Source organism: Vibrio sp. 99K-1, assembly GCF_013114585.1.
GTDB lineage: Bacteria > Pseudomonadota > Gammaproteobacteria > Enterobacterales > Vibrionaceae > Vibrio > Vibrio chagasii_B.
Genome location: NZ_VTXF01000007.1, coordinates 22257 through 37727 on the forward strand (window position 1 = coordinate 22257; position 15471 = coordinate 37727).

The window sequence follows — 15471 nt, forward strand, 5'->3', positions numbered from 1 at the left end:
AGAGCGGCTTTGTTAAATTCAGATGTCTAGACGATAGACAAGTGAACAATAATGGCTAATTAGCCGAAAGAAGCCCAGATTACCGTTGCCACTAAGATTGGGCACACGAACTTCACATACATCGGCCAAACCTTACCAAACCAGCCAAGTTGAAAATCAGGGCAGCCTTGTTCAAGCTCTTTTACTTTTGACGCTCGGCTCCACACCCATCCACCAAACAGGCAGAACATCAATGCAGCAATTGGCTGTAGGTACTGTGTCGCTATCATCGCCACCATGCCAAACATCGCAGCAAAGTTGTAAACAATTACCACACTGAACAGTGCGATTGCACCACCAATCACCCAACTTGTTGGCGTGCGTCTAGTATTAAAACGCTCGCTCACTAACGCTACCGGGCCTTCTAACATTGAGATAGAAGAAGTCAGCGCGGCAATGGTTAGCAACAAGAAGAAAACAATTGCGAATATCTGACCAAGCACACCTAAGCTATCAAACATCAAAGGTAGAACCGTGAATACTAGCGTGTCAGAGCTTAACAGCGAGCCATCTTCTGCATAGATTTGAACGCCTTTTTGCATCGCAACAAACATTGCAGGCATTACCACTAAACCGGCAATAAAAGCCACTGCGGTATCAACCAGCGTCACGTTCATCGCCATTTTTGGCAGGTTCTCTTTCTTACTTAAGTAAGATCCATAAACCAACATTGAACAGCCACCAATCGTTAGCGAGAAGAAGCCTTGTCCCATCGCCGCTAGAATCAGCTTTCTATCCCACACCTTTTCAAAATCAGGAACTAGGTAATGCTTCAAGCCTTCTATTGCGCCAGCTTGAGTCATGATGTACACGAACAATAAACCGAACAAAACAAACAGTGCTGGCATTAAACGCGTCGACCACTTCTCGATACCTTGTTTAACACCGCCCTGAACAATAAGAATGGTCAGTACGTAGAACGCTACAGTACCAAATACATTACGCTCAACGCTGAAGCCTTTAAACCAATCAGCAGCAGCCTCTAGACCAATAAGATCAGCGACAGCACCAATTAGGAAGCAGATTAACCAACCACCAACAATGCTGTAAAACGCCAGTACGGCACTTGGGACACTTAATCCAATCCAACCAACAAATTCACCGACTTTTTTGCCTAGCGGGCTAGCCGTTAGTGAACGCATACTATCAACTGGGTTGGCTTGACCATGACGACCAATCGCCATTTCAACCACCAGCATAGGGAACGCAACCACGAAAATCATGATTAGGTAAACAAGTAGAAAGGCACCACCGCCATTACTCGCTACCTGAGTTGGAAAACCCCAAATGTTACCCAAGCCAACAGCAGCACCAGCCGCAGCTAAAATAAAGCCTAAACGAGAACTAAACAGCTCTCTTGAAGAAGAAGATTGTTGTTCCATATTGCTCGCACAAAGAATCAGTGAACTAGTTGAGAAGTACAGTAATAAAAAGCAATGATAGACACAACCAGTAAATGAACAATTCTCTAATTTTTACAATCAATGCGCCATTTAGAACCACAAAATTAACAAAATTCCAGTTAGATAATTTTTCACAAGCAGATATATAAGGATTATCAGTCTACACCATCATCAAATCAGATACTGATCCGTTGGGCAAATGCTATAAACAAAAAGAGCACCAACTGGTGCTCTTGCTATTCATCATTAGACTCGAATTAAATCGTGAATACTTGATAATCTTTTAGGTTCGGAATGATTTCATGCAGTTCTTGCTCTTGTTCTGCCATCTCATCAAGAGAATCACAGAACTCTGCGCTTTCTTCTTCCATCTGCTTGGCGTGCTGCTTCATTCGCTCTTCAACTTTCAGCTTGAGTTCAGCCATGCTGTCCGTCAATTCCGTCAGGTTGAGTCCACCTTCTTGCTTCATCTTTTCTGACATGGCATTAAAAGCACTAGAGATAAACTCTTGGTTAAAGATCTCTTTAGCTTTTTCGAAGTCTTCAGACCAACCATTGGCCATCGACTCAAAGCTGTCTGCAGGCAAAACCAGCTCGCCATCTTTGTAGTAACGGGCTTCTAGGTCTGCGAAAAACGTTTTCATCGACTCTTTTACGTTATCAAACGATTCTGGAGAGTCTAAACTAACAGCAATATCATCAATCACATCATTGGCTAATGCGAGACTTTCGCTTGCCATCTGCTTAGCTCGTGGTATGTACTCACTCATACTCTCACGATATTTTTCAATCGCCGCTTGTTGGTCAGCATCAAGCTCAACTTTCTCGCCATGAATATAGAGATCGTTATTATCATCGAACACGGCGGTATCACCATTTACCTGATGAATTTCGACTTTTTGGTCATCGATTCGCAACTCATTCTTCAAATCAACTCGACATTGAGCTGCAAACGTTGGCAGGCTCACAACAGAGATCGCCGCTGTTAACGATGCAATTAATACACTGTTTTTCATAAATACATTGCTTTTCATAACATCCTCTCATCAATCTGCCAGATTACTATACCCCGAGTTTATGCTTCTTTGTCAGGGCAAGGTTTTATATCAATTCGCTCGGACCTCAATCAATAGAAACCACTTCGTAACAAAACGGTTTATCAGCGACGCTAAACTCAACCTCGTCGCCGACTTCTTTCCCCATAAGAGCCCGACCAAACGGTGCATTCGCAGTCACAATAGATACTTCATTACCGTTCCAGGTAACAGAAAGCCCACCGACTCTTGGCCCCATGAAAAAATGCTTATATTGGTCATGCTCGTCAATCACCACAACGTAGCTACTCACTGTCACTTTCTCACTATCCCGTAAAACTAGGTTTCGGTAACACTGAATATCCTCTTCGCACTCTTGCACTCTCACCGCTTGTCCGTGAGCAAGGTACGAGGCTTCCAACGCCAACGTGTCGTACTTGTGTTCAGGAACTGTCTCTTCATCAGTCGCAGCATCAATGGCACGCTGTGTAGCAGACTGCGCGATACGTAATCGGGATTCAAGTTGCTCTAAGATTATTTGGCGGAGCTCAGACTTATTCATACTATTGGGGTGCTTTTCTATAGGAGCTACAGAATAGAATTAGGTACAATCAGGTGCAAGAGATTTGATACCTTAAGCTACGCTATCGTCAATCAGCGCTCGCTTTAGCATCAAGACAACACTTATTAATTCAGGTAGAACACAAATGATTGAGCAGAAGCTAAAACAAGTATTCGGATTCGATTCACTGAGAAACGGACAGAAGCAAGTCATTGATAATGTTCTATCTGGTCACTCGACAGCGGCGATATTCCCGACAGGTTCAGGAAAATCACTCTGTTATCAGCTACCCGCTCTAAAGTTACCCCATTTAACCTTAGTGATATCGCCACTGCTCGCCTTGATGAAAGACCAACTCGCTTTCCTACACAGCAAAGGCATCAGCGCGGCTGCAATCGAATCGAGCCAAGACAGACAAACCACCCAGGAAGTGATGCAATCCGTACGCAACGGAGGCACAAAGATCCTGATGATCTCAGTCGAACGACTGAAGAACGAACGCTTTCGCCAGTTTATTTCCCAAGTGCCTATCTCGTTACTTGTGGTCGATGAAGCACACTGTATTTCTGAATGGGGCCACAACTTCAGACCAGACTACCTCAAGCTGCCTCAATATCAAAAGCAGCTTAACATTCCTCAGGTGCTGCTGCTCACAGCGACAGCCACAACATCTGTTATTCAAGATATGAAGTCTAAGTTCGATATCGATGAAGATCGTGTTGTGGTGACAGGCTTCTATCGTAAAAACCTCGACCTATCTATTCAGCCATGTGAACAAGCTAATAAGTTAGAAAGCTTGTGTAATGTGGTCAATCAAGCGGCGCAAGCACCCACTATTGTCTATGTCACTCTTCAGCAAACAGCCGAGATGGTTGCTCAACAGCTCCGTAATGTCGGGGTTAACGCTGTGGCTTATCACGCAGGTCTTAAACCAGAAAACAGAGATGCAATTCAACAGCAATTCATGAATGATGACGTACACTGTATTGTGGCGACGATTGCATTTGGTATGGGCGTAGACAAATCGAATATCCGCCGAGTGATTCATTTCGACTTACCAAAATCGATAGAGAACTACTCCCAAGAGATAGGAAGAGCTGGCCGTGATGGGCAAGCTTCTGAGTGTATTTTACTGGCTAACAAACACGGCTTGAGCACACTTGAGAACTTCGTGTTTGGCGATACACCGGACAACATATCCATCCAAGCAGTATTAAAAGAGATCTACGAAAACCAAAACATTGGGCCATCTGGCGCTAATCAATGGGAAATCATGCTTAACCAACTTTCGCGTGAATCTAACATTCGTCAACTGCCGCTTAAAACACTGCTGGTTTACCTGGAAATTGAAGGCGTGATTGAGCCGAAGTACAGCTACTTTGCGGATTACAAATTTAAGTTCATTCGTCCTAAGCAGCAGATCTGCGAGCAATTCCAAGGCGAACGTCGTAACTTTGTTGAAGCGATCTTCCAATGTTCACCGCAAGCGAGAGTTTGGTGTCAGGTCGACTTCGAAGCACTTTGGACTCACTTCCAAGCTGACCGTCAACGCGTGATTGCCGCTATCGATTACTTTAATGAGCAGGGCTGGATTGAGTTGGAAAGTAAACAGATCACCGACGTTTACGCGATCCACAATACTTCTGAAGAGATGATGCAGTTATCTGAGCGGCTTACAGAGTTGTTTAAAGCAAAAGAGAACAGTGAGATAAATCGTCTTAATCAAATGCTGAACTTCTTTGAGGCTGACACCTGCCTAAGCTCACGCCTAGCAAGCTACTTTGCAGACAACGAAGCGCCAAAAGCCTGCGGTCACTGCTCAGTATGTCGCGGCCAAGTGGCAACCTTGCCAAGCGTTGATGTTGAATCAGTCGATGATGAGACAGTAATGACATGGACTCATGAATTTATTTCTGCAAGCCAACAACTGATTACCGATGAAGCGATTACCCGTTTTCTCTGTGGAATCGCCACCCCACTTTCAACCAAGCTTAAAGCCAGCAAAATGGCTGGCTACGGAAAGCTAGAGCAACAACCTTTCGCCGACACCTTAGCGCGCGTAAAACAGCTTCCAAGATAACTCAAAACGATAAAAACCGACTAGGCTGTGAAGCTTAGTCGGTCTTAATGAAAAGCACTCGCCAACCTCTGTCTTTAGAAAAAGCTCAGCTGACGCATTTGATCTTTAGGCTGCAACATCACACTCAAACCCAGTAAGCGTATCTCTCGCCCTTGCTGCCTTTTGAGTATTTCACTTAACAGCTCTTTGAAGTGCTCGCGATCTAGAGAAGCATGAATGTGCTCAATAGTGGTTTGCTGGAAATCAGCGAATTTGAGTTTGATACCCTGCTTGATGATCGCTTTACTTGGGCTAGCCTTTTCCAATCGAGTTTCAAGTTCAGGAAACAGTTTGTCTTCTATAACCTGCCAACACTCAGCGTAAGTCGATATGTTTTGGGTAAAGGTTCTTTCAACCCCAACAGACTTTCGCTCACGCTCGACAATGACTTCTCGCTCATCGATACCATGACTGCGCTTCCACAGTGAGGCGCCCTGACGACCAAATTTAAGTAGTAGATCGCGATAGTCAGACTCTTTTATATCCTTGCAGGTGAAAAAGCCCGCTTGGTGAAGCTTTTCAATACTCACCTTGCCGACGCCAGGGATCTTTTCAAGTGGTAGTTCATCGATCACCGCTTGCACGTCTTGTGGAGGGATAACGAATTGCCCGTTAGGCTTATTCATATCCGAAGCCACTTTCGCCAAGAACTTTATCGGAGCAATACCGGCAGACGCTGTTAGATTGAGTTCATTCCAGATATCACGACGAATAGATTCAGCGATAAGTGTTGCAGAGCCATGACACTGCTTTGAGTCCGTCACATCAAGAAATGCTTCATCCAACGACAACGGCTCTATCACGGCAGTATACCGAGAGAAAATCTCACGGATCTTTTTAGATATCTCGACATAAACCGACATTCTTCCCGGCACCACTAACAAGTTAGGGCAGAGTTGTAGCGCTTTAGCTGTCGGCATGGCCGAACGAACACCAAACTTACGCGCTTCGTAATTGCATGTGCTGAGCACACCACGCTGCTTTTCATGCCCGCCGACGGCTAACGGTCGGTTACGGTAGGCCGGGTTATCTCGCATTTCTACAGCCGCGTAAAAACAGTCCATATCGACATGGATTATTTTTCTCACTTTCTCTTGGTCCGCACTACACATCAACCAGTAACTCAACCTTACAACTGTATCTATGAACAGTATAATGGATAATTGTTGGTTTTAAAATGATCTGGAGTCCAGCTCAACAGGTTTAGCTTCAATCGCCACCTACTCTTCTGATAGTATTGTTAGGAGTATTTAGTCTATAAGTAGGGATAGCTTTTGAGTGAAAAAATACTAGTAGTAGAGGACAGTCGCGCATTCAGAAACTACCTTTACCAGCAATTTAAAAACGATGGTTATGAAGTTGCGCTCGCAGAATCTGTGGCTGAAGCCAAAGCTATCTTAGAGCAAGAGACGGATTTCTTGTGCGCCGTGCTCGACTACTGCCTACCTGACGGCCAAGATGGTGAGATCATTGATTTAGTGCTCGGCTATCAACAAAAAATCATCGTGCTTACCGGCATGTTCAACAACACCCTACGAGAACAAGTTCTGGCTAAAGGTGTGTTGGATTACATCCTCAAAGACAGCATGTCATCGGTCAGTTACTTGCTACCGCTTGTAAAACGAATCTCGAATAATCGACACCATAAAGCTCTGGTTGTTGATGATTCTGCTGTGGTTCGCCGATATGTCGTTCAACTTCTTGAACACCAATATATTCAAACCGTTCAGGCAGAAGATGGAGAGCAAGCGCTCGCACTGCTGCAAAACGATCCTGATATCACCGTTGTGGTCACTGACCACGATATGCCAAATAAAGACGGTATTTCGATGACTCGTGACATTCGAGTGCACCACGACCGTAACCAACTCGCTATCCTTGGCTTATCAGGCAGTGATGACCGCACCATGACCGCTCGTTTCCTTAAAGCTGGCGCCAATGACTTCCTCTATAAGCCCTTTAATCAAGAAGAATTCTTCTGCCGAATTCATCAACTCCTCGATATGAAAGAAGCGACGAGCGAACTGTTTCGCCATGCAAACGAGGATGCACTTACTGGCCTGTGGAACCGTCGTTATCTATTTAACCAGACGTGCAAGGGTTGTGAAGAACGCAATATTGCAATGATGGATATCGACTTCTTTAAAAAAGTGAACGACACCTATGGTCACGATGGTGGTGATGCGGTGTTGATTGAAGTTGGAAAAATTATCAAACAACACTTTAAAGACGACTTGCCCGTTAGGTTTGGCGGAGAAGAGTTTTGCATTCAATCATGCGGCCCATTTGAACAGTTTGTGGAAGCGTTGGAATCCATGAGAGACGCAATTGAAAGTCACCAAGTGGAGCATGATTCACAAATCATTAAAGTGACCATGAGCATTGGGGTAACCGATCAAGTGGGCTCTTTAGATGAACAGATTAAAGCCGCCGACGAACTGCTTTATACCGCTAAAGAACAAGGTCGAAACCAGCTAGTGTGCGCTCGCAATAATCTTCAGTTAGTTAACGAGTAGCTGAACCTTTCTAAGCATGAATCCAATTAGCGAAAAACAAAAAAAGCCCAAGGCACATACCTTGGGCTTCTGTTCTTGGAAAGCTTAATTCGCTCCCAATCAATATCGCTGATTAAGCAATACGATCTTTATTCCAAGCAGCTTCTTTTTGCTGACGCTCGGCCAGTTTCTCTTCGCGGTAAGCTTCACGGGCTTCACGCTTTTTACGCGCATCACAAGGTTCTGGGCAGTTACATACTTTATCAATACCAACTGCACCTAAGCCACCACAGCTACCTTTAACTACTTTCTTTTGAATGATGTAGCCAATAGACATTGCTGTAATCACAGCTAGAAAAACACCAAATGTAATCAGAAATGTATTCATAATTATCTCGCTTACCTTATTTACCTAAGTATGGCTTAAATGCTTCAGAAGCAACTTCTTTAAAGCCATCTGCTGTTTTTACCACCATGAACACAGGGATGTTATGTTGGTTTGCGACTTCCATTCCTTTCTCTTCACCTAAGACCATAAGGCCTGTAGATAAGCCGTCTGCAGTCATTGAAGACGGGTTTAAAACAGTTACAGAAACCACTTTATGGTGAAGAGGCTTTCCTGTTTCAGGGTTGATGATGTGTGAGTAACGAACACCATCACGTTCAAAATAGTTACGGTAATCACCAGAGGTTGCGATAGCCATATCACCCGGCTCGATGATCTCTTGGATATTACGCTCGTCAACGCTTGGTTTCTCAATCGCGATACGCCAGCCCACGTTCTCACGGTTTAAACCTTTCAGACGAATTTCGCCACCGACTTCAACCATGTAGTTGTGAATACCAATAGAATCAAGGTAGTCAGCGACGACGTCAACGCCCCAACCTTTTGCAATCGTGGATAGATCGACATACAGGTTAGGTAGGTCTTTCTTCAACATGTTGCCTTCAACGCTAAGGTGATGGATACCAATCTTAGCCTTGCGAGCCGCCAGCTCTTCATCTGATGGCACAACTTCAGGACGGGCTTCAGGACCAAAGCCCCATAAGTTAACTAATGGACCAACCGTTACATCCAGTGCTCCTTCAGTAAGACCGTTCAAACGAATCGCTTCTTTCACAACCGTCGCTGTTTGCTCAGATACTTCGAACGCATCTGCACCTTTATGCTGGTTGAAACGGCTTAATTCGGAATCTTTACGGTAAGTCGACATCTGGTCGTTTACTTCTTCAAGCAGGCGATCGATCTCTGTATGAACTTCATTAGACTCAGGAAATTCATCACCATTGATGTATTTAATATTGTAACTCGTGCCCATCGTTGGGCCACTCAAATGCACTTGCTCTCTTGACTGCTCACAGCCCGCAAGAAAAATCAAAGAAGTTAATGCAACAAGCCAAATTCTCACTTGCTTACTCCTGTCTAATGTTGAGGATTTATATAAGGAAAAATAAGAGTAAAAAATAGGTATTTTGAATGCCTTACTCTTTCTTATATAAGCCAGTATGTTGTCAAAAGCTGTCTTAGAAAAACAAATGGCTGACTCGTAGGAGTCAGCCATAATATCAATCACTTAAGTGGATTAACCACCGAAGTCATCTAGTAAGATGTTTTCATCTTCTACACCAAGATCTTTCAGCATACCGATAACAGCAGCGTTCATCATCGGTGGACCACACATGTAGTACTCACAATCTTCAGGAGCTTCGTGATCCTTCAGGTAGTTTTCGTACAGTACGTTGTGGATGAAACCAGTGTAACCGTCCCAGTTGTCCTCTGGTTGAGGATCAGACAGTGCACAGTGCCATACGAAGTTTTCGTTTGCAGCAGCTAGGCCATCGAAATCTTCAATGTAGAACATCTCACGCTTAGAACGTGCGCCATACCAGTAAGACATCTTACGAGTAGACTTAAGACGCTTAAGTTGGTCGAAGATATGAGAACGCATAGGCGCCATACCTGCACCACCACCGATGAATACCATTTCATTGTCTGTGTCTTTAGCAAAGAACTCACCAAATGGACCAGAAATAGTACACTTGTCGCCTTCTTTAAGAGACCAGATGTATGAAGACATCACACCAGGAGCAACATCAGGGTTGTTTGGCGGCGGAGTCGCGATACGAACGTTCAACTTGATGATGCCTTTCTCTTCTGGGTATGAAGCCATTGAGTAAGCACGGATTGAATGTTCTTTAACGATGGACTCGTAACGGAATAGGTTGAACTTATCCCAGTCACCACGGTATTCCTCAGGAATATCGTAATCTGCGTATTTCACGTGATGTGGTTCAGCTTCAATCTGAATGTAACCACCCGCGCGGAACGGAACTTCTTCACCTTCAGGGATTGCTAGCGCAAGTTCTTTGATGAAAGTAGCTTCGTTGTTATTCGAGATAACAGTACATTCCCACTTTTTAACACCAAAGATATCTTCGTCTAGTTCAATCTCCATGTCAGTTTTCATAGCAACTTGACATGCAAGACGTTCGCCTTCGCGAGCTTCGCCTTTAGTGATGTGATCAAGTTCAGTTGGTAGGATGTCGCCACCGCCAGACTTAACTTTTACACGACACTGACCACAAGAGCCACCGCCACCACAAGCAGAAGATACGAAGATACCAGCGCCAGCTAGGGCACCAAGTAGCTTGCTACCAGGTTGAGTAACGATCGCCTTTTCAGGGTCGCCGTTTACTGAAATAGTGATGTCACCTGATGGTACTAGCTTAGATTTAGCGAATAGAATCACTAGCACTAGAGCCAATACAATAATGGTAAACATCGCTACGCCAAGAATAATGCTTTGCATTTGTTATTCCTTATTACTGGGTGCTTACCCTACAGTTGAACACCAGAGAAAGACATAAAGCCTAACGCCATCAGACCAACAGTAATGAACGTGATACCAAGGCCACGTAGACCTGGAGGTACGTCAGAGTACTTCATCTTCTCACGGATACCCGCAAGAGCAACGATAGCTAACATCCAACCCACACCAGAACCGAAGCCGTAAACAACAGATTCAGCAAAGTTGTAGTCACGAGTTACCATGAAAGATACACCACCAAAGATTGCACAGTTAACTGTGATCAGTGGAAGGAAGATACCTAGTGCGTTGTACAAAGGTGGGAAGAAACGGTCTAGAACCATCTCTAGGATTTGTACAAGTGCCGCGATAACACCGATGAATGCGATGAAGTTAAGGAAACTTAAATCGACACCTTCAACAAGCGCGTTTTCTTTCAGAATGTTTGTGTAAACAAGGTTGTTCACAGGAACAGCGATTGTAAGTACTACAACTACCGCAACACCAAGACCAAAAGAAGTTTTAACTTTCTTAGATACCGCTAGGAATGTACACATACCTAGGAAGAAAGAAAGCGCCATGTTTTCGATGAAAATCGATTTAACTAGCAGACTAATATAATGTTCCATGACTACCTTACCCCTTCGCTTCTACTTGTTCTGGTTTGAACACACGAATTGCCCAAATCAAGAAACCAATTAGGAAGAATGCAGAAGGTGCTAGAAGCATCAAGCCGTTTGGCTGATACCAACCACCGTTGCTCACTAGAGGTAGTACTTCCATACCAAATAGTTTGCCAGAGCCTAGAAGCTCACGGAAGAAACCAACAGTGATAAGAACGAAACCGTAACCAAGACCGTTACCAAGACCATCGATTAGAGATGGGATTGGTGCAGACTTCATTGCGAATGCTTCAGCACGACCCATTACAATACAGTTAGTAATGATTAGGCCTACGAATACAGATAGCTGCTTAGAGATATCGTATAGGTATGCTTTTAGCACTTGGTCTACCACGATTACTAATGATGCGATAATTGCCATCTGAACGATGATACGCACACTGTTAGGAATGTGGTTGCGGATTAAAGAAACGAAGAAGTTAGACAGAGCAGTAACAAACATTACCGCGATAGTCATAACAAATGCTGTTTCTAGCTTAGTGGTTACCGCAAGAGCAGAACACACACCAAGAACCTGTAGCGCGATTGGGTTGTTATCCAATACTGGCGCTAAAATGCTCTTTTTAATTTCTTTTGCACTAGACATTAGTTCAGACCTCCGTCACGAACTTTTGCTAGGAACGGACCAAAGCCCATATCACCTAACCAGAAGTCAAATGTATGTTGAACGCCAACACTGGTCAGTGTTGCACCAGAAAGGCCATCAACACCGTGCTCAGTACCTTCAGGAGCACCACCTTTAACTACCTTGATAGCTGGCTTGTGGTTTTCGTCGAATAATTTCTTACCAACGAATTGAGCACGCCAAGTTGGGTTCTCAACTTCACCACCAAGTCCAGGAGTTTCACCTTGCTCGTAGTAAGTGATACCAGAAACTGTGTTGCCATCAGTTTCTACCGCAACGAATGCGTACATCATTGACCATAGGCCGTTACCGTGAACAGGGATGATAACTTTAGTAGTTTCAGCACCGTCTTTCACAAGGTATACAGTACCTGTGTTAGCACGACGAAGGATCTTAGCAATGTCATCTTCAGCAGAAAGCTTGATTGACTGAGCTGGATCTTTTGCCGCTTTACGTTGGTCGTATGCAGCAGCATCACCGTCAACGAAATCACCAGTAGCGAAATCAACTAGACGAGGTTCGATGTTCTCTGCGTACAGCGCTGGGATGTCACCTTCAAGGTCAACACCTGCAACTTCTAAGATCTTAGTTTGTTGATCCAGAACCGCGTTAGCTTGTTGCTTAGGTTTAAGAACAACTGCAGCTGTTGAAACGATGATTGAGCACACTAGGCTCAATGCGATAACAACAAACAGCGTCTTTTTAATGCTATCGTTATTACTTGCCATAGCGAGCTAGTCTCCGCTTAATGTTCTTCTCGATTACAACGTGGTCAAACAGAGGAGCAAATAGGTTTGCGAATAGAATCGCAAGCATCATGCCTTCTGGATATGCAGGGTTAACTACACGGATCATTACACACATTGCGCCGATTAGGATGCCGTACCACCACTTACCTTTGTTGGTAAATGACGCTGATACTGGGTCTGTCGCCATGAAGAACATACCGAATGCGAAGCCACCTAGAACTAGGTGCCAGTGCCAAGGCATGCTGAACATTGCGTTAGTATCAGAACCGATCACGTTGAATAGCGTAGATACAGCGATCATACCGATCATTACACCAGCAATGATGCGCCATGAAGCGATACGCATGTAAACGATCATCGCAGCACCAATCATAAGTGCTAGAGTCGATACTTCACCGATAGAACCTGGGATGTTACCAATGAATGCGTCCATCCAAGTGATTGCTTCACCAGATGTCACGTTCATTAGTGCGCTACCGCCGCCTTGAGCCCATTGGCTAAGAGCAGTTGCACCAGAGAAACCATCTGCAGCAGTCCAAACTACGTCACCTGAAATCTGTGCAGGGTATGCAAAGAATAGGAACGCACGGCCAGCAAGCGCAGGGTTTAGGAAGTTACGACCCGTACCACCGAAGATCTCTTTAGCAACAACAACACCAAAGGTAATACCTAGAGCTGCCTGCCATAGAGGAAGTGTTGGCGGAACGATAAGCGCGAATAAGATAGAAGTAACAAAGAAACCTTCGTTTACTTCGTGCTTACGCACCATACAGAACAGAACTTCCCAGAAACCACCAACGATAAATACCGTCGCGTAGATAGGTAGGAAGTAAGTCGCACCAAGTAGCATCTTACTGCCAACACCAGCATCGGCTCCTAAGGAGGCGCCAAGCATTTGAGTCAGCCAGTAGTGCCAGTTACCATCAATAACAGATGCTAGTTCAGCGCCTGCGTACATGTGGTTAAGTGCAGCGATAGCTTGGCCACCCGCGTTGTACATACCCCAGAACATTGCTGGGAATACCGCGAACCAAACCATGATCATGATACGTTTTAAGTCAACGCTATCACGAACGTGCGAGCTTTTCTTTGTGATAAGACCTGGCGTGTAGAACACTGTAGCCGCTGCTTCGTAAAGCGCGAACCACTTCTCGTGTTTGCCACCTGGCTCAAAATGATGCTCGATGTCTTCAAGAAACTTTTTAAGGCCCATGAAAATTACCCTTCCTTCTCAATCGTATCTAGGCATTCACGAAGTAGTTGACCGTACTCGTACTTACCTGGACATACAAAGGTACACAATGCCAAATCTTCTTCATCTAGCTCTAGCGCACCTAGTGCTTGTGCACTATCAACGTCGCCTGCACATAGATCACGAAGCAGCAATGTAGGTTCCATATCTAGAGGCATTACGCGCTCGTAGTTACCGATTGGAACCATTGAGCGATCACTACCATTTGTAGTCGTTGTCATGTTGAACAACTGACCTTTAAACAGGTGACCAAGGAATGAACGAGTAACAGAGAACTTGTTCTTACCAGGCATAGCCCAGCCGAATAGCTCTTTATCACGACCTTCACGTAGAACAGAAACTTGCTGATGGTAACGACCAAGGTAAGCATGTGGACCGGTTGCTTGTGTACCAGTTAGTACAGAACCAGAAATCACACGAACTTCGCCTGGCATTAGCTCGCTGTCTGTCAACTCTTCAAGGCTAGCACCAATTTGAGTACGAACTAGACGCGGGTTGTTTACCACTGGACCAGCCAGAGAAACAACACGATCGGTATAAAGCTCACCAGTAAGGAAAAGCTTACCGAATGCGATAACATCTTGGTAGTTAATGCTCCACGCTACGTTTTCTGCATTTACCGGGTATAGGTAATGCATATGCGTGCCTGCAAGACCTGCAGGGTGTGGGCCATCAAAAACATGTTCTTCAACGTTAGACTGAGCTGAACGAGGTAAGCTAGTACCTTTTTTACAAACGTACACTTTACCGTTAGTCAGAGTTGAAAGAAGATCTAAACCAGCAACGAAAGCATCAGACTGCTCGTTAATGATTAATTCTGGCTCAGCTGCTAGCGGATTAGTATCCATAGCAGTTACAAAAATAGCCTGAGTTTCAGAATCGATTGCTGGAACCTTGCTGAACGGACGAGTTCGCAAAGCGGTCCATGCGCCAGACTCAACTAACTGAGCTTTAACCGTTTCACGGTCAAGACCTGCTAGTTGGTTAGCTTCATAGCTATTGAACGTGATTTGCTCATTGCCTGCTACTTCAATCACTACAGATTGAAGAACACGCTTAGCACCACGGTTCACTTCAATAACTTTACCGCTTGCTGGAGAAGTAAATACAACACCTGGGTTCTTTTTATCAGCAAAAAGAACTTGGCCTTTCTTCACTTCATCACCAACGCGAGCATGCATCGTAGGACGCATACCAACGTACTCTTCGCCAAGCAAGGCGACTTTAGTGATGGACTTACCATCATTAATCACCTGGGATGGAGTTCCTGCGATAGGAAGATCCAAACCCTTCTTTATTGTAATCATACGCACTTGCACTACTTTATCGGGAAAAAGATTCTTTTAATTGCGTAAATTCAGGACGTTTTAAGATCGCCCTTAGACACGACATTACAGTGTCCGGTCTTGGTAAATTTGAGATACCAAAATCGCAACATTATCTTAATAAAATTCTCACACAAATCATGTGAGATTTATCAGGTGCCGTATTCTAGCATTTTTTGACATCTTGATGCCATGACCAATAACTTGAATAGCGCGTTTATTTGGTGAGATTTGAAGCATATGGACTCTTAAATATGTATAAATTTGACGAGCCGCACAGATAAATTGACTTTTGAAAGGTGTTTTAAACAAGAGATTAACACTCTGTCACAAACTATTATTTTATGAGTTATGTTGAAACACTGTTAATAAAAACAT

General features: G+C 44.4%; 14 protein-coding genes. 2 read left to right on the plus strand and 12 right to left on the minus strand.

Annotated features, from left to right (window positions below; genetic code table 11):
• Nucleotides 1-59 precede the first annotated feature (59 nt).
• The 3 genes from F0228_RS07220 to F0228_RS07230 form a co-directional block, all read right to left on the minus strand.
• Complete coding sequence (locus F0228_RS07220; protein WP_116870152.1) at nt 60-1421, minus strand: sodium-dependent transporter; 1362 nt, start codon at nt 1419-1421, stop codon at nt 60-62.
• A gap of 278 nt (nt 1422-1699) precedes the next feature.
• On the minus strand, nt 1700-2476 hold the full coding sequence (locus F0228_RS07225) for a YggN family protein (protein WP_105024451.1): 777 nt from the start codon (nt 2474-2476) through the stop codon (nt 1700-1702).
• Between the two features lie 88 nt (nt 2477-2564).
• Nucleotides 2565-3038, minus strand: coding sequence for a GreA/GreB family elongation factor (locus F0228_RS07230; protein WP_116870151.1), 474 nt, complete (start codon nt 3036-3038; stop codon nt 2565-2567).
• Between the two features lie 145 nt (nt 3039-3183).
• Here F0228_RS07230 and F0228_RS07235 point away from each other — a divergent pair, with 145 nt between their 5' ends.
• Nucleotides 3184-5118: a RecQ family ATP-dependent DNA helicase gene (locus tag F0228_RS07235; protein ID WP_116870150.1), complete on the plus strand. Its 1935-nt coding sequence runs from the start codon at nt 3184-3186 to the stop codon at nt 5116-5118.
• 74 nt (nt 5119-5192) lie between these two features.
• Here F0228_RS07235 and dinB read toward each other — a convergent pair whose 3' ends face one another.
• Complete coding sequence (gene dinB / locus F0228_RS07240; protein WP_061033228.1) at nt 5193-6269, minus strand: DNA polymerase IV; 1077 nt, start codon at nt 6267-6269, stop codon at nt 5193-5195.
• 162 nt (nt 6270-6431) lie between these two features.
• On the opposite strand from dinB, the gene F0228_RS07245 reads away from it, so the two are divergent.
• Nucleotides 6432-7673 (plus strand): diguanylate cyclase, encoded by a 1242-nt coding sequence (locus tag F0228_RS07245; RefSeq protein WP_061033229.1) that lies wholly within the window; start codon nt 6432-6434, stop codon nt 7671-7673.
• A gap of 112 nt (nt 7674-7785) precedes the next feature.
• Here F0228_RS07245 and nqrM read toward each other — a convergent pair whose 3' ends face one another.
• From nqrM to F0228_RS07285, 8 genes are all read right to left on the minus strand, one after another.
• Entirely contained in the window at nt 7786-8040 is a 255-nt protein-coding gene (nqrM, locus tag F0228_RS07250; protein WP_004737624.1) for a (Na+)-NQR maturation NqrM, read from the minus strand.
• A gap of 16 nt (nt 8041-8056) precedes the next feature.
• Nucleotides 8057-9061 carry an FAD:protein FMN transferase gene (locus F0228_RS07255; protein ID WP_105059125.1) on the minus strand — a complete coding sequence of 335 codons (1005 nt, stop codon included), beginning with the start codon at nt 9059-9061 and terminating at the stop codon, nt 8057-8059.
• Between the two features lie 174 nt (nt 9062-9235).
• A complete protein-coding gene (gene nqrF / locus F0228_RS07260; RefSeq protein WP_008223085.1) occupies nt 9236-10462 on the minus strand; it encodes an NADH:ubiquinone reductase (Na(+)-transporting) subunit F in 1227 nt (408 codons plus the stop codon).
• A gap of 29 nt (nt 10463-10491) precedes the next feature.
• On the minus strand, nt 10492-11088 hold the full coding sequence (nqrE, locus tag F0228_RS07265) for an NADH:ubiquinone reductase (Na(+)-transporting) subunit E (protein WP_004737621.1): 597 nt from the start codon (nt 11086-11088) through the stop codon (nt 10492-10494).
• A 7-nt stretch (nt 11089-11095) separates the two neighbouring features.
• Complete coding sequence (locus F0228_RS07270) at nt 11096-11728, minus strand: NADH:ubiquinone reductase (Na(+)-transporting) subunit D (protein ID WP_008223083.1); 633 nt, start codon at nt 11726-11728, stop codon at nt 11096-11098.
• Complete coding sequence (locus tag F0228_RS07275) at nt 11728-12495, minus strand: Na(+)-translocating NADH-quinone reductase subunit C (protein ID WP_061033230.1); 768 nt, start codon at nt 12493-12495, stop codon at nt 11728-11730. Before F0228_RS07275 ends, F0228_RS07270 begins: the two co-directional genes overlap by 1 nt.
• Nucleotides 12485-13729 (minus strand): NADH:ubiquinone reductase (Na(+)-transporting) subunit B, encoded by a 1245-nt coding sequence (locus tag F0228_RS07280; protein WP_061033231.1) that lies wholly within the window; start codon nt 13727-13729, stop codon nt 12485-12487. The genes F0228_RS07275 and F0228_RS07280 overlap by 11 nt, the downstream gene beginning before the upstream one ends.
• Before the next feature lie 5 nt (nt 13730-13734).
• Complete coding sequence (locus tag F0228_RS07285) at nt 13735-15075, minus strand: Na(+)-translocating NADH-quinone reductase subunit A (RefSeq protein WP_032498707.1); 1341 nt, start codon at nt 15073-15075, stop codon at nt 13735-13737.
• Between the last annotated feature and the right edge of the window lie 396 nt (nt 15076-15471).